We start from the raw sequence: 14,792 nt of genomic DNA, 5'->3' as shown, positions 1-14,792 counted from the left end.
AAGCCCGCTCCTGCAGGTTTCATGTCATTCACACAATTTGTGCACGACGCAAAACCTGTAGGAGCCGGCTTGCCGGCGATGCAGGCGACTCGGTCTATCAGAACCCGACGCTGGCCTGCACAAAGAACGTGCGCGGTGCGCCGACGTACATGCCGGAGTTGTTGTCGCTGGAGCGGGTGAAGTACTGCTTGTCGAAGATGTTTTTCACCCCGGCACCAACTTTCAGGTTCGATAGTTGCGCGCCAAAGTCATAACCCCCGCGCACGTTCCAGGTGACATAACCCGGAATGTCGCCGTACTGACCGTCGGCAGTGCCTTCGGTGACGTACTTGTTGGTGAAGCTGCCATTGGCATTCACGGCAACGCCCGGTGAACGTTGTTTGGACTGGGCAAACGCATCGACGTTGTAGGTCCAGCGGTCGATGTCATAACGCAGGCCGGCAGTCACGACCTGGCGCGAGTAGAACGGCAAGTCACGGCCCTTGAAGCCCGGAATCTCGCCTTCATAAACGGCACGCGTGTAGGTGAAACCGGCGTTGGCGGTCAGGCCATCGAGCCGTGGGTCCAGTGCCGTCATGTCATAGTGCACTGACGTCTCGATGCCCTGGTGCGTGGTCGCGCCGAGGTTGGTCCAGCCCGCATCGTTGCTGATGTACTGCAACTCTTTATCGAAGTCGATGTAGAACAGCGTCACTTCACCGCCCCACACATCATCGTTGTAGCGCGTGCCGATCTCGTAGGTCTTGGCTTTTTCCGGCTCCAGACCGTTGGCGGTGCTGTCACCCGTACCGCCCTGGCCGAGCTGGAAATACTGCAGGCTGCCGAACGAAGTCTCGTAGTTGGCGAACAGTTTCCAGGCATCGGAGAGGTGATACATCACACTCAAGGCCGGCAGCGGCTCGTTGCTTTCGATGCTGCGATTCTTCTCTGAAACACGCTTGCCATCGGCATCACGTCCGGGGCGCTCGTGCCAGTCGGTGCTGATGTGTTCAAAGCGGATACCGGGCGTAACGGTCCAGTTACCAACGTCGATTTTGTTATCGACATACACCGAGTTGGCCTCGGTACCGCCAGTGCGATCCTGATACACATGGCCGTCCGAGGCCTTGGTCACGACGGGCTCGTTGCTCTTGTTCAGCTCCAGACGGCTCGCCTGTTCGTGCATGCCTTCCTTGAGGTAGCGATAACCGACGCTGACTTCCTGGGTGGTCGGGCCCACGTCGAATACATGGGACACCCGCGGCTCGATACCAAAGGTGTAGTAGGTACGCGGAAACGAGCCGAGGGTCTTCTGGTCGCGGGCAGCGATGTTGCTGCCACGGAAACTGTCGGAGTAGTACGTCAGCACTTCCGCCTGCGTACGGTCATCGATTTGCCGCGCCCACTTGAACGAGATGTCCTTGCGGCGTCCGCTGAAGTTGTCGTTGTTGCGGTCGGACTGGAACGGATTGGCGTCGTATTGCGCCTGGGTCAGGCCGCCGGGCATGTCGGCGCTGGCGTCGTAGTAGTGCAGGTTGAGGCTGAAATCGTCGACATCGGTCGGTGCCCAATGGGTCTTGAGCAGCACGTCGTCGATGTCGTTGCCGTTGTTGCGCTCACGGTAACCGTTGCCGTTCACGCCCGAATACAACAGCGCCACGCCGATGCCGTTGTCTGCGGTACCGCCGACGAACGCCGTGTCGATGTGCTTCCAGCCACCGTGCTTGGAGGTTTCCAGGGTGGTGCCGATTTCGGCGGAGGCTTTTTCCGGAATGGCGCGGGTCACGAAGTTGATCACACCGCCGACGTTCTGCGGCCCGTAGCGCACGGAACCGGCACCGCGCACGACGTCGATGCTGTCGAGGTTGCCGGAGGAAATCGGTGCCATCGACAACTGTGGCTGACCGTAGGGCGCGAACGCGGCCGGCACACCGTCGATCAGCACCGTGGAGCGTGGCGACAGGCGCGAAGTCAGGCCACGCACGCCGACGTTCAGGGAGATATCGCTGCCGCCAGTGCCGTTAGCTTCCTGCACTTGCACACCGGGTATGCGCTTCAACACGTCGCCGACGTTCATCGCGCCTTGCTCGACCATGGCTTCGCGGCGAATCACCGTGCGGGCGCCGGGGTGGTTTTGCACCACAGCGGCATCGGCGTCACCCAGCCAGTCGCCGACGACCTTGATGTCGGTCACACCCAGTTCCAGAGGGCCATTGGTGGCGGAAGTCGGAACCTGAGTCAGGGTCACCGAACCTTCATCGATCTGATACTCAAGGCCGCTGCCTTGCAGCAACTGGCGCAGGGCCTGTTCCGGCGAAAGGTTGCCATCCACCGCCGGGGCCTGTTTACCGGCGACCAGTTCCGGATTGAAAAAAACCTGCAACGAGGTTTGCTGGCCGAGTTCACTCAGCGCCTGACCCAAGGGTTGCGCCGGGATGTGAATGGCATCGGCAGCAAAGGCCTGGGGCAGCGCAACGTTGACCGCCAGCGCAAGGGCCAGCGGTAACCTAAGGAATGTGTTGTTTTGGCAGTGGTTTTTTTCACGTCGAACCTAATCCTGTGGAGCGCAAAAGCATGCGTTTGTTAATGCAAACCAGTTGCAGTTAGGCTAGAAGACGTTGAACTCGAAAAAAACCTGAATTTATTGTGAAATTATTTCCTGACTACCGTCAGCGAGGGTGCGCACGGCCACCGGCAGGATGTTCGGCAAGGCCTTGAGCAGTGCGTCGGTGTTGTCGGATTTGAACACGCTGGTCAGGCGCAAATTGCCGACTTTGTCGTTGCCGACGGTGAGGGGTTTCTCCCGATAGCGCGACACTTCCTCGGCCACTTCGGCCAGGCTGGCATTGTTGAACACCAGTTTGCCGCTGCGCCAGGCGGTCAGTTCCGCCGGGTTGACGGCATACGCTGCCGCAACTGCACCTTGGGCGTCGACGCGAGTACCGAGGCCGGCGGTGAGGCTGATGAATTCGTTGTCGGCCGCCTCGCGCCCCTGAACCCTGACCGTGCCCTGCTCAACCACGACCCGGGTTTCGCTCACGCCGCGACGCACATCGAAACGGGTGCCGGTGACCGTGACCTTGCCGCTGCCCGCTTCGACCACGAACGGCCGATCGCTGTCGTGCGCGACGCTGAACATCGCCTCACCTTCCGCCAGTTCGACGTTTCGCTGGCCTTTTTCAAAGCGCACCTGAACGCGGCTGCGGCTGTTCAGATCGATCACCGAACCGTCCGGCAACGCCACCTGGCGACGTTCGCCCAAGGCCGTCGAAAACTCAGCGGTGTAAGGGGTGGGTTGATTCAAGCCGCTGAACACCCCCAGGCCGAGCGCCACGGCCAATACACTGGCGGCCACGGCATAACGCACCAACGGGCGACGTTTGTTGCGGGGCGGCGGGGTTTCGCACAAGGCTTGCAGGCGCTCACGCGGCACCAGGTCTGCGGCGGCCCACAGGCCCTGAAGCAATTGGAATTCGTCGCGATGCTGAGGGTGCTCGCTCAGCCAGAGCTCAAAACGCTGGCGCTCTTCGACGTCAATGGTCGGTTCCTGCAAACGCACAAACCACTGCGCCGCCTCATCGCGAACCGTTGTTTGCCCGCACGCACAATCACGAGTATCCATCATGGAAGTTCCTGTTTGGCCGGGGATGGCACGGCGCGGCCGATCATGATTGCAGTCCGTCGAGGCGCTCGCGCAGATGCCGCAGGGTGCGGATCATATACTTTTCCACCATATTCTTGGACAGTCCCAGGCGTTCGGCGATTTCGGCCTGGGTCAGCCCCTCGATCTTCTGCCACACAAACACTTTGCGACAATTGACCGGCAGCTCGGTGAGCGCCCGTTCAATGGAATCAGCCAACTGGATCGCCTGCATGAAATGCTCCGGGTCGCCGGACGACGACACTCTGTGATCGATCGCCTCCGACTCCATAGCGCCCCGCCGATCCTCACGCCGGTAACCATCCACCGCGATGTTGCGCGCGGTCTGGTGCAAATACGCCCGAGGTTGTTCGACCGCCGCCGAATCGGACTCAAGCACCCGCACGAAGGTGTCGTGGGCCAGATCCTCAGCCTGCTGACGATTTCTCAGGCGACGGGTCCAGGTGCCAACCAACTCTTCGTAATGCTCGAAAAAGCCGTGTCTGCGGGGCAACTTGGGGGTCATTGCGGTGTGCTGTGAAGACGAGGCGTGAATAGTAATGCTTCCTATTAACCGGAAGCAATGGGGCGCTGAAAGGCGCCCGCTTTCTATGCTGAAACCTGGCCCTGCAATCGTCGCCCGACAACATCCAGCAAATCACAGCCGTCGCGCAATGAAGTCACCAACACTCGCGCCAGTTCACTGTGCACACCCTCACCGCACGCAAAACTCTCCAGCAGTTGCGTTGCGGTACGAATGCGGTAGGCCGCCGTTTCGTGCAACACGTCCAGTGGTGCTTCAGTGTCGATCAACAGTGACGGGACGTTGCAGTCGATGCCGGTGACAGGCATGTATCGATCCATGACGAAAAACCTCCAGTGGTAAAAAACACACGATTATTCAGCGGTGGCCGTTGGACGACCTTCAGACGATCCCCGGGGCGGCTCAAGGTTTTCCAGGGCTCGATTGACCAGTAACTCACCAATTGCGGACAGTTGCTGGATGGTCAATATGATTTGGCGACGCGGTCCCTCGAGTTCCCGAGCGAGATCAGTGGCCATCACACTCAGGGAAGCAAGCGTTTCCGAGGCATGACAGAGCATGGCTCCCGTATCGGCATCCGGCACTACGGTGAAGAAATGGCTGGCTGATTCGGGGTATTTGTGAGTGCGCAGGGGCACGCTGACGAGTTGTTCGGTGGGTTTGGAACGTTTGGGTGAAGGGACGGTGGTACTGGCCGAAAGGCCTGGCGGTTCGGTTGCGATTGGGCTGGACTTTTTCACGCCGGAGCTCCTTGCAAGGTTTAGAAAGTGCCTGTCTCTTGCCTTCAACCAGATTTGATTGATGGTGATACATGACTGAACGGTAGATTTATTACCAGAAAATTCCATTTTATTAATCAAATAAATGAACATCTGTGTAATTAAATGATTCCTATCCCGAATAATTCATAGTTACTGTAAGAGAATTCTTTAATCTGAGTAGGTAACGTCTTACATGTAATGACGACACCCGCTCGCACAATGAAAACCCATTCAACCAGTGATGGATTATTCTCAGAATTATCATTTTTGTCCGAGCGACAGATGTGTAGGATGCTGCGCTCAATGAGAGCCACTACGCACGCGCAATCTATTGCAACAACCGGCAAATGGTAGATATTTTAATGCACAAAAAAGACAGAACAGAAAAACTAAAGAACAACATAAAATACCTGATAAAGAGCCGTGGAGAAACACGACTCTCCTTGTGCAACTCCAGCGGTTTGACCCGAACCACCATCTATAACATTTTGGAAGGGCGGGTTATCCATGTACAACAATCTACTATTCGGAAAATATCGGATTTCTTTGGCGTCTCATATAAGGAAATAGAGACGGTAAATTTTGAAGAAAAAGAAATAATAGAGAGTAGCGCCTCTCCGGATGGAAATATGAATCCGGCAGCGGTCCCGATTATTAGAGAGAGCTTGCTGATACAGAGTCTTGACAAAAGGATTGGCGAGTTGGCTATCACGCATCCGCTGACGTATTACTTCGGAACGGCCTGTAATTTGATTGCTGTGTCTCTCGATAATGCAATCAGTGAAATGAACGAGGCGGGGGACCTTCTGATAGTCAGAAGGGGCTTGTCAAATGGCAGCTCAGACAAGCTAGGATACAACAAAGTAACAAATCGATTAATCATAACCGCCGAAAACCACTTTGACTCCGACACCACTTATATTATTGGAGATATTTTAGAGGAAAGGTTTAATGAAAAACAGGAATGAACTCGAAAACAGCAAATACAAACTATTGGGATTTGAAAAAAATAAAAACCTTGTCATCATCATGATTATTTCCACAGGAAAAATCGTAAAAATAAAGTTAGGTGAAATACTAAAAAGCGAAATAATAGACAACTTGAACAAAGTAGAAATCAAGGACATTTATCGAAAACATTATTCTGGCGGCACTGCTTTAACCACCTACGAAATGAATGATCGCCACGAAAGGTCGTGGATGACATATGTGGCCCTCAACCTACTGCTTTTCGCACTTTACATCTTCACAAATGTTGCAGCAACGAAACTTGTATATATAAAACTATTTGACATAGTTATTACTCCCGGCGTTTTTCTATACCCACTGACGTTTTTAGTAGTTGACTTGCTAAATGAATCTTACGGCCTCAAGCTCGCAAGACGAGCCATACTGTTCGCTTTCGCAAGCAACGCTTTTATCATCATTTTACTAAGTGGAACTAGCTATCTTCCCGGTTTAGCCGGTTGGAAACTCGACGAACCCTATAGCGAGGTGATTACGCATGTGTCATCTGTATTAATAGCCTCCTGTATATCTTTCCTTTTCTCTGAATACGTCAACTCCTATCTTTTATGCAGGATAAAAGAACTAACAAATTCTAGGTTTCTATTCCTGCGAGTATTCTTCAGTACTTTTTTTGCAGTAATAATAGATAGCTTTTTGTTTTGTTTTATCGCATTTTATGGAGCCATGCAAAATAGTGAAATACTCCAAATCGTTTACGTTCAAATAGCTATAAAAATGTGCTTCGCAGTATTTAATATACTCCCTGCCTACGGAGCAAGATCACTATTTAAAAAATATATAGCTGTAGGTCAACCTGCATAAAGTCTGGAGGGAGTTAGCACTACCGGCCAACTCCCTCAGCCGTTACTTTATTTTTAGAGCCCTAGTTTTATTTTTAAACTGGTCCTGACCTGCGCTCCGTTTTCCAGAAACTCACTCAACCCTTTCCCACGAAGAGCACACGCATCACAGTCACCGCACCCACTTCCTGCTATACCGTTGTAGCAAGTCAATGTGTTGTAGCGAATCAAATCCAACCGGTTATGGTAATCAGCCAAGGCCCAAACCTCAGCTTTGTTCAGCCGCATAAGCGGAGTTTCGATCCGAAGCTTATAGTCCATCCCCAAGTGGATAGCACTGTTCAAAACCTTGACAAACTCATCACCACAATCGGGATAACCAGAGCTCTCCGTTTCACAGACACCTGTAATGACAGCCTCAGCGCCCACTTGATAGGCATACATTGAAGCCAGAGTTAAGAACAGAATATTCCTGCCAGGTACGAACGTATCAGGTACGCCCCCACCCGTACTCTTTGCAATCGGAATGTTGTCACACGTCAAACTGCTAACGGCCAGTTCATTCAGCAATGAAGTGTCCAATACTTTGTGCACCTTCACTCGCAGCTGTTTTGCAAGCTCTCGCGCCACTTCGATTTCCGCACGATGCCGCTGGCCGTAATCAAACGTAATGCAATGAATTTCATCGTATATCGGCAGCGCATGGATCAAGCAGGTGGTGGAGTCTTGTCCACCGCTGAAAACGATAACGGCCTTTCTCGTCATGGTTGGTTCTTCCTTGGGGTGTCACGGCAGAGTGCCGGGGCCGTTGACCCTACCGGGAAGCTCAATACCTGGCTGTGGGAAGCTTCCGAAAAGACCGTCTCCTTTTTCCGTTCGTGTCGTTTCTTTGCTGGATCACCCGACGAACCAGCGAGAAAAGTTGATTTAGGCACGGAGCCAAAGGATTCTGGCAGGAATCCCAAAGAAGCCAGTCACTGGCTGTAGCAAAGTTCAGTCATGCCCGCTCTCGGCGTTCGTTCAGGAATTCAGACATGTTTACCTCCTTTGCCTCACTGAAAAGAAAACCCCTCGCCCGCCTCGCTCTGGCCATCAGTCTTGGCACGCTCGGCCTGCCTTACTGGGCGGGCAACGCCCAGGCCCACGGCGGCGCCGCCGAAATGGTGCCGCTGCAAGCGGGCCTTGAGGAGTTTGGTGCCACGGTGAAATGGGACGACTACGCCGACCTGTTCGTGATTGCCAAGGACGGCGTTTATCTCAAGGTCAAACCGGGCAGCAAAGTGGCGGTGCTCAACGGCAAACGGATGGAGCTGAGCGTGCCGGTGGTGTTCAAGGGCAAGACCGCCTTCATGTCCAAGGACTTCATCAATCAGGTGTTTCAGTCCGGGCTGGACAAGACCTTTGTCGTCGAAACCCGTCCCAACCCGCTCAACCCGTTGAGCGCGGACGAGATCAACACCGCAGTCGAGATCATCAAGCAATCGGAGCACTACAAACCCGGTTTCCGTTTCACCGAAGTTTCGGTCAACGAGCCGCCGAAGGATCAGGTGTGGAATTTCGTCTACACCGGCCAGAACGTAGCCCAGCCGCGTCAGGCCAACATCGTGGTGCTCGACGGCAAGCATGTGATCGAGGGCCTGGTCGATCTCGACAGCAAGACGCTCAAGTCGTGGAAACCCATCGAAGGCGCCCACGGCATGGTCCTGCTGGATGATTTTGCGACAGTGCAATCGGCCATCGAAGCGAGCCCCGAGTATGCGCAGGCACTGGCCAAGCGCGGTATCAGCGATGTGAAGAAGGTCGTGGCCACGCCGTTGACGGTCGGTTACTTCGACGGCAAGGACGGCCTCGCGCAGGACAAGCGCTTGCTGAAAATCGTCAGCTATTTGAATACCGGGGACGGCAACTACTGGGCGCACCCGATCGAGGGGCTGGTGGCGATTGTCGATCTGGAACAGAAGAAGCTGATCAAGATCGAAGACGACGCGGTCATTCCGGTGCCGATGAAACCAACGCCGTACGACGGACGCGGACGCAAGGGCACGGCGGTCAAGCCGCTGGAAATTACCGAGCCCGAGGGGAAAAACTACACCATCACCGGCAACAGCATTCACTGGCAGAACTGGGACTTCCACGTTCGCCTCGACTCGCGCGTCGGGCCGATCCTGTCCACCGTCACCTATGACGACAAGGGCAAGAAACGCAAAATCATGTACGAAGGCTCGCTCGGCGGCATGATCGTGCCTTACGGCGACCCCGATGGCGGCTGGTATTTCAAGGCTTATCTCGACTCGGGCGATTACGGCATGGGCACGCTGACCTCGCCGATTGCGCGCGGCAAAGATGCCCCGGAAAACGCCGTGTTGCTGGACGCCACGATTGCCGACTACACCGGGGCGCCGACCTCGATTCCCCGCGCCATGGCGGTGTTCGAGCGTTACGCCGGCCCGGAATACAAACACCAGGAAATGGGCCAGCCCAACCTCAGTACCGAACGGCGTGAACTGGTGGTGCGCTGGATCAGCACCGTCGGCAACTACGACTACATTTTCGACTGGGTCTTCCAGCAAAACGGCACCATCGGCATCGACGCCGGTGCCACCGGGATCGAAGCGGTCAAAGGCGTGAAATCGAAAACCATGCACGAAGCCACCGCCAAGGAAGACACGCGCTACGGCACGCTGCTGGACCACAACATCGTTGGCACCACGCACCAGCACATCTACAACTTCCGCCTCGACATGGACGTCGACGGTGAGAACAACTCGCTGGTGGAAGTGAACCCGGTGGTTGCCCCGAACGACCGTGGCGGGCCGCGCACCAGCACGATGCAGACCGACACCAAAGTCGTCGGCACCGAACAGCAAGCCGCGCAAAAATTCGACCCTTCGACCGTTCGCCTGCTGAGCAATACCAGCAAGGAAAACAAAGTCGGCAACCCGGTTTCCTATCAACTGATTCCGTACGCCGGCGGTACGCACCCGGTAGCCAAGGGTGCCAATTTCGGCAAGGACGAATGGCTCTATCACCGCCTGAGCTTCATGGACAAACAGCTGTGGGTGACGCGCTACAACCCGGAAGAAAAGTACCCGGAAGGCAAATACCCGAACCGTTCGGACAAGGATGCGGGGCTTGGACAGTTCACCCACGACAACCAATCCATCGAAAACACCGACGATGTGGTCTGGTTGACCACCGGCACCACGCACATTGCCCGTGCGGAAGAATGGCCGATCATGCCGACCGAGTGGGTGCATGTGCTGTTGAAGCCGTGGAATTTCTTTGATGAGACGCCGACGTTGAACCTCAGCGCCCCGAAGTAATACACACAAAACCCTGTGGGAGCGGGCTTGCTCGCGAAGGCGGAGTGTCAGATAACATTGATGTTGACTGACACTCCGCCTTCGCGAGCAAGCCCGCTCCCACAGGGGTTATGCGTTAATTCCGTTGGATCTCAGACGTGCTTTTTGCGGTACTCACCGGGCGAAATACCGAACCGCGATTTGAACGCAGTGGAAAAGTAGCTCGAATCGGAAAAGCCCCACGAATACCCCAGCACCGACAACTTTTGCTCGGTGCGCGATTGGCGCAGGGACTCGGCGCACAAATCCAGCCGCCGATTCTTGATGTACCGCGCCACCACCAATCCCTTCTTGGCAAACATCCGGTACAAACCACGCGTCGACATCCCGACCTCCCGCGCCAGCCATTCAGGACAGAGGTCTTCCGAGCGTATGTGCTCATCAATGAAGTCCAGGGTCTTGCGGAAAAGACGCTCGTGCACATCCGCGCACGCTTCGCTGTGACTGATGGCCGGGCGCAGCAGGCTGACAATGGCCTCCAGCGTCGCTTCGCTTTCTGCCCGACTCAGGCATTGCTGGTGCGTGGCGTCCAGAATCAAACGGTGCGAGAACATCGCGATGGGGGATGTCGCGGCGATCCGGTGACCGCACTTGACCTGATTGAAGCGCAGGGTTTGCTCGACCAGTTGCGACGGCAGAATCAACGACAGCTGCCGGGAGTTTTCACTGTAGGTGAAGTCGCTGGGGCGCGAGGCGTCGATCAGCGTGATATCCCCGGCCGACAGCAACACTTTGCTGTCGCCCTGAGCCATGCCGGCGCTGCCATCGAGTTGAAACACCGCGAAGTATTTGCCGCCCTCGCCCGCCGCCACTTCGTGAGGCGTGCGGTACAGCCGTGCCTGGTGGGCATCGACAAAACTGAGCTTCAGCGCGCCGTCCTGGTGCTCGCGGATCTGCCCGGCAAACTCATCGCCCAGGGGCTGCGCATTGAAGGCGCCACAGATCTGGTTGATCTGATGAATCCACTGATCGAAGCCATCACGGCGCTGTGCAATTGAAGAAATCATGTCGGGCCTCACGCAGGCTTGTTTTTATTATCTACGCCAATCCACGGGCTCTCCTGAACAGTCACGCTCCCTGAACAGGCACGGGCTACTTCAGCCCGCCAAACCGCCGATAAAAACTTTCCCCCACGTCGGGCAACGGTCCATCGGCGGTTTCCAGTGCATTGTTCAACCACTCTTCGGCCTTGGCGTAGATCAACCGGTAAATGTTACGGCACAACTGGCGGGCGGCGCGTCCTTCCCAATCGCCGGGCAACAACTCGTCCGGCAATTGCGGGTCGCGTAACAGCAACTTGCGGTACTCATGAATAAGCAGGACCCGTGCCAGGAAGCAGTCCGATGGCTGCAGGTTTTCCTGCTCGCGAAGCGCTTGCCAGAGCGGTCGGAACAGTTGGATGAACTCGCTGTAATGGGCCGCCAGTTCCTCGATGTTCCAGCTCTCGCGCACCTGCAAACGCAGGGCCTTGGAGGCGAGCACGTCTTGTGCGGTGGTTTCGAAGACGATGGTTTCTTCCTGGGCGCCAAGGTCGAGCAACGTCGCGTTGACGTCCGCCCGATCACTGCGCGGGCAGGCCAGCACGGCGGGCGAGATCGCACCAAAACCTTGCCATTCCAGTTCTTCGCGCACTTGTTTGCGTTTGTCCTGGGTCAATTGCGTGAGCATCACCAGGCACCACGAACCGTCCCAGGCCGGCACGGTGGAGCTGTAGACGCGCTTGAAGGCCTTGTCGAAACGCCGACGACCGGCGCCGGTCAGGCTGTAATAGCTACGGCGCCCGACTTTTTCGGCGGTCAGCCAGCCTTCCTTGGTCAGGCGAAAAATCGAGGTGCGGATCAACCGTTCGTTGATGCCGATGGGCTCGAGCAGCTGAATCAGGCTGCCCAGCCACACCGTGCCGCCGTGAGGCTCGATGGCATCCCCGTACAACGTGATGATCAAGGAGCTGGCGCGGATCGGCGTCTGCTCCTGGAAACGGGTAATCAGATGGTTCAAAGGTGTCAGGGACGACATGGGCGTACCGAGCTGAAAAAAGAAAAGGAATATACCGAAAGTCCATCGGTTAATCGCAAATCCTGTAGGAGCCCGCAGCAAGCTGACTCCTACAGGGGGATTGCGTTCTCAAAGAGAATTGCCCTTGGGCCGCAAACCACTGTCGCTGATACGCGGGCGGTCGGGCTCCGGCTCGGTCAGCGGCTCGCAGACGCGCATTTGCTCAAGGCAACGCTTGGCCAGTTGCTGATACTCGCGAGTACCGGCCTGCTTCCACGACACTTCTTCATCGCTGAGGCTGCGCTTGACGCCGGCCGGAGCGCCCATCACCAGCGACTGTTCGGCGCACTCGAATCCGGCCTTGACGAACGCGGCGGCCGAGACGAATGAGCGAGCACCGATGCGCGCATTGTCCATCACCACCGCATTCATCCCCACCAGCGCGTCTGCGCCAATCCGGCAGCCGTGCAACACCGCGCCGTGGCCAATATGGCCGTTGCGTTCAACCACGGTGTCGCTGTCCGGAAAACCGTGCATCACGCAGGTGTCCTGAAGGTTGGCGCCCTCCTCCAGCACGATCCGGCCGAAATCCCCGCGCAGGCTTGCCAGCGGCCCGATGTAGCAATGGGGACCGATGATCACGTCGCCGATCAACACGGCGGACGGATGAACATAAGCACTGGGGTCAACCACCGGAGTCAGGCCATCGAGGCTGTAGCAGGTCATGGGGCGTTTCCTTATAGAGCATTCACAAAGCGATGCCGATGCAGGCCTATTTTGTATCACATCATTTTTACATTAACAAAGCACAAAAACCGTATCACTTATAAAGCCCTTGGCCCGCGGCGCTCCTTCAAGGCATAAAACCTCGGTAAAAACCAACAAAACAGGCGTAATTAGCGCTTAACCAATCCCATCAAGAGCGAAGCCATCAAACCACACAACCACCAATAAGACACATTAAATCAATTTTACTATTGCATTTGCGTATCACGTTACAGGTATACTCGGACAAAACCGGCCTACCGCGCCGATCCAATAATGAGCCGGCATCACAGCCGAGCGTGCACCGTGAGGGCATCCGCCATGCCTCTAACCCTTGCTGTCGAATTCCTCGAACCGGGCGTCCGCCTGATTACCCTGCAGCGTCCGCAAGCGTTGAATGCCCTGACCACCGAATTGCTCGGTGAACTGGCGGACGAACTGACAACTGCACAAGCCGATGCCGAGACCCGCGTCGTGGTCCTGACCGGCAGCCGCAAAGCCTTTGCCGCCGGCGCCGACATCAAGGAAATGGCCGAGCGCAATCTGGTCGGCATCCTCGACGATCCACGCCAGGCGTCGTGGCAAACCATCACCCGCTTCAACAAACCGCTGATCGCCGCCGTCAACGGCTTCGCCCTCGGCGGTGGCTGCGAACTGGCGATGCACGCCGACATCATCATCGCCGGTGAAGACGCCCGCTTCGGCCAGCCGGAAATCAACCTCGGGATCATGCCCGGCGCCGGTGGCACCCAACGCCTGCTGCGCGCCGTCGGCAAATCCATGGCCATGCAAATGGTCCTGACCGGCGAGCCGATCGACGCCCGCCAGGCACAGCGCGCTGGCCTGATCAGCGAAGTGACGCAGCCGGAATTCACTGTCGAACGCGCCTTGCAGATCGCCCGCAGCATTGCCACGAAAGCGCCACTGGCCGTGCGCCTGGCCAAAGAAGCGCTACTGAAGGCGATGGACACCGACCTCGCCAGCGGCCTGCGTTTTGAGCGCCACGCCTTCACCGTGCTGGCTGGCACCCGCGACCGCGACGAAGGCATCCGGGCCTTTCAGGAAAAGCGCACGCCGACCTTCACCGGGCAATAACCCGGTTAGCTAACGAATTTGATCGACCTCTCAGAGAGCGCCAAGACCATGAACTTCGAACACATCCTGTTTTCCATCGAGGCCGGCGTCGCCCTGCTCAGCCTCAATCGGCCGGACCAGCTCAACAGCTTCAACACGCAGATGCATGGCGAAGTCAAAGAAGCGCTGAAACAGGTGCGGCAGAATCCGGACGTGCGCGTTTTGTTGCTGACCGGTGAAGGTCGCGGCTTCTGCGCCGGGCAAGACCTCAGCGACCGCAATGTCGCGCCGGGCAGCGCCGTGCCGGATCTGGGCGAGTCGATCGAGAAGTTCTACAACCCGCTGATCCGCCAACTGCGCGATTTGCCGCTGCCGGTAATCTGCGCGGTCAACGGCGTGGCGGCCGGCGCCGGCGCCAACATTCCACTGGCCTGCGACCTGGTATTGGCAGCGCGTTCGGCGAGCTTCATCCAGGCCTTCTGCAAGATCGGCTTGATCCCGGACTCTGGCGGCACCTGGACCTTGCCGCGCCTGGTCGGCATGGCCCGCGCCAAGGCGCTCGCCTTGCTCGGCAATCGCCTGACCGCCGAGCAAGCCGAGCAATGGGGGCTGATCTACCGCGTGGTCGACGATGCCCAATTGCGCGAAGAAGCCCTGACCCTCGCACGTCATCTGGCCACGCAACCGACATATGGCCTGGCGCTGATCAAGCGCAGCCTCAACGCCAGCCTGAGCAACACCTTCGATGAGCAGCTGGAGCTGGAAAAAGACCTGCAACGCCTCGCCGGGCGCAGCGAGGATTACCGTGAGGGCGTCAGCGCCTTCATGGAAAAACGCAGCCCAAGTTTCAAGGGGCGCTGAGTC

The 14,792-nt window shown here is 56.8% G+C and carries 14 protein-coding genes; 5 read left to right on the top strand and 9 right to left on the bottom strand.

Annotation, left to right across the window (positions count from 1 at the left end):
* Positions 1-97 precede the first annotated feature (97 nt).
* The 5 genes from ACI77H_RS06915 to ACI77H_RS06895 form a co-directional block, all read right to left on the bottom strand.
* Positions 98-2,479 (bottom strand): TonB-dependent siderophore receptor, encoded by a 2,382-nt coding sequence (locus ACI77H_RS06915; RefSeq protein WP_407011551.1) that lies wholly within the window; start codon positions 2,477-2,479, stop codon positions 98-100.
* A 141-nt stretch (positions 2,480-2,620) separates the two neighbouring features.
* A complete protein-coding gene (locus ACI77H_RS06910; RefSeq protein ID WP_407011149.1) occupies positions 2,621-3,604 on the bottom strand; it encodes a FecR family protein in 984 nt (327 codons plus the stop codon).
* Positions 3,605-3,644: 40 nt separating this feature from the next.
* Positions 3,645-4,145, bottom strand: a complete 501-nt coding sequence (locus ACI77H_RS06905; RefSeq protein WP_407011148.1) for a sigma-70 family RNA polymerase sigma factor — start codon at positions 4,143-4,145, stop codon at positions 3,645-3,647.
* Between the two features lie 83 nt (positions 4,146-4,228).
* Positions 4,229-4,483 (bottom strand): hypothetical protein, encoded by a 255-nt coding sequence (locus ACI77H_RS06900; RefSeq protein WP_407011147.1) that lies wholly within the window; start codon positions 4,481-4,483, stop codon positions 4,229-4,231.
* A 33-nt stretch (positions 4,484-4,516) separates the two neighbouring features.
* A complete protein-coding gene (locus ACI77H_RS06895) occupies positions 4,517-4,903 on the bottom strand; it encodes a DUF6124 family protein (protein WP_407011146.1) in 387 nt (128 codons plus the stop codon).
* Between the two features lie 383 nt (positions 4,904-5,286).
* Between ACI77H_RS06895 and ACI77H_RS06890 the strand changes: the two genes are divergently transcribed.
* Together ACI77H_RS06890 and ACI77H_RS06885 are read left to right on the top strand one after the other, a co-directional pair.
* Positions 5,287-5,892, top strand: a complete 606-nt coding sequence (locus ACI77H_RS06890; protein ID WP_407011144.1) for a transcriptional regulator — start codon at positions 5,287-5,289, stop codon at positions 5,890-5,892.
* Positions 5,876-6,754, top strand: a complete 879-nt coding sequence (locus ACI77H_RS06885) for a queuosine precursor transporter (protein ID WP_407011143.1) — start codon at positions 5,876-5,878, stop codon at positions 6,752-6,754. Before ACI77H_RS06890 ends, ACI77H_RS06885 begins: the two co-directional genes overlap by 17 nt.
* 53 nt (positions 6,755-6,807) lie before the next feature.
* On the opposite strand, the gene queC is transcribed toward ACI77H_RS06885, so the two are convergent.
* The gene (queC, locus tag ACI77H_RS06880; protein ID WP_407011141.1) at positions 6,808-7,497 is read right to left on the bottom strand and encodes a 7-cyano-7-deazaguanine synthase QueC; all 690 of its coding nucleotides are present in this window, start codon (positions 7,495-7,497) and stop codon (positions 6,808-6,810) included.
* A gap of 269 nt (positions 7,498-7,766) precedes the next feature.
* On the opposite strand from queC, the gene tynA reads away from it, so the two are divergent.
* Positions 7,767-10,055 carry a primary-amine oxidase gene (gene tynA, locus ACI77H_RS06875; RefSeq protein WP_407011140.1) on the top strand — a complete coding sequence of 763 codons (2,289 nt, stop codon included), beginning with the start codon at positions 7,767-7,769 and terminating at the stop codon, positions 10,053-10,055.
* A gap of 131 nt (positions 10,056-10,186) precedes the next feature.
* Here the strand turns inward: tynA and feaR are convergent, their stop codons facing one another.
* From feaR to paaY, 3 genes are all read right to left on the bottom strand, one after another.
* A complete protein-coding gene (gene feaR / locus ACI77H_RS06870; RefSeq protein WP_407011138.1) occupies positions 10,187-11,101 on the bottom strand; it encodes a transcriptional regulator FeaR in 915 nt (304 codons plus the stop codon).
* An 85-nt stretch (positions 11,102-11,186) separates the two neighbouring features.
* Positions 11,187-12,110, bottom strand: coding sequence for a phenylacetic acid degradation operon negative regulatory protein PaaX (paaX, locus tag ACI77H_RS06865; RefSeq protein ID WP_407011136.1), 924 nt, complete (start codon positions 12,108-12,110; stop codon positions 11,187-11,189).
* A 108-nt stretch (positions 12,111-12,218) separates the two neighbouring features.
* A complete protein-coding gene (gene paaY, locus ACI77H_RS06860; RefSeq protein WP_407011135.1) occupies positions 12,219-12,815 on the bottom strand; it encodes a phenylacetic acid degradation protein PaaY in 597 nt (198 codons plus the stop codon).
* A 360-nt stretch (positions 12,816-13,175) separates the two neighbouring features.
* Here paaY and paaF point away from each other — a divergent pair, with 360 nt between their 5' ends.
* Entirely contained in the window at positions 13,176-13,949 is a 774-nt protein-coding gene (gene paaF, locus ACI77H_RS06855) for a 2,3-dehydroadipyl-CoA hydratase PaaF (RefSeq protein WP_407011133.1), read from the top strand.
* Positions 13,950-13,997: 48 nt separating this feature from the next.
* Complete coding sequence (gene paaG, locus ACI77H_RS06850; protein WP_407011132.1) at positions 13,998-14,789, top strand: 2-(1,2-epoxy-1,2-dihydrophenyl)acetyl-CoA isomerase PaaG; 792 nt, start codon at positions 13,998-14,000, stop codon at positions 14,787-14,789.
* The last annotated feature ends 3 nt before the right edge of the window (positions 14,790-14,792 follow it).

This window comes from Pseudomonas sp. O230, assembly GCF_045447035.1.
Classification (GTDB): domain Bacteria; phylum Pseudomonadota; class Gammaproteobacteria; order Pseudomonadales; family Pseudomonadaceae; genus Aquipseudomonas.
Note: the sequence above shows the minus strand (reverse complement) of the source record. Positions and strands in the feature narration are given on the sequence as shown.

Bases quoted from the DNA above. Each gene is read 5' to 3' on its own strand.
- tynA (WP_407011140.1), top strand. From the start codon at position 7,767: ATGTTTACCTCCTTTGCCTCACTGAAAAGAAAACCCCTCGCCCGCCTC.
- ACI77H_RS06910 (WP_407011149.1), bottom strand. From the start codon at position 3,604: ATGATGGATACTCGTGATTGTGCGTGCGGGCAAACAACGGTTCGCGAT.
- paaG (WP_407011132.1), top strand. From the start codon at position 13,998: ATGAACTTCGAACACATCCTGTTTTCCATCGAGGCCGGCGTCGCCCTG.
- paaX (WP_407011136.1), bottom strand. From the start codon at position 12,110: ATGTCGTCCCTGACACCTTTGAACCATCTGATTACCCGTTTCCAGGAG.
- ACI77H_RS06905 (WP_407011148.1), bottom strand. From the start codon at position 4,145: ATGACCCCCAAGTTGCCCCGCAGACACGGCTTTTTCGAGCATTACGAA.
- paaF (WP_407011133.1), top strand. From the start codon at position 13,176: ATGCCTCTAACCCTTGCTGTCGAATTCCTCGAACCGGGCGTCCGCCTG.
- queC (WP_407011141.1), bottom strand. From the start codon at position 7,497: ATGACGAGAAAGGCCGTTATCGTTTTCAGCGGTGGACAAGACTCCACC.
- ACI77H_RS06885 (WP_407011143.1), top strand. From the start codon at position 5,876: ATGAAAAACAGGAATGAACTCGAAAACAGCAAATACAAACTATTGGGA.
- feaR (WP_407011138.1), bottom strand. From the start codon at position 11,101: ATGATTTCTTCAATTGCACAGCGCCGTGATGGCTTCGATCAGTGGATT.
- ACI77H_RS06890 (WP_407011144.1), top strand. From the start codon at position 5,287: ATGCACAAAAAAGACAGAACAGAAAAACTAAAGAACAACATAAAATAC.
- ACI77H_RS06900 (WP_407011147.1), bottom strand. From the start codon at position 4,483: ATGGATCGATACATGCCTGTCACCGGCATCGACTGCAACGTCCCGTCA.
- paaY (WP_407011135.1), bottom strand. From the start codon at position 12,815: ATGACCTGCTACAGCCTCGATGGCCTGACTCCGGTGGTTGACCCCAGT.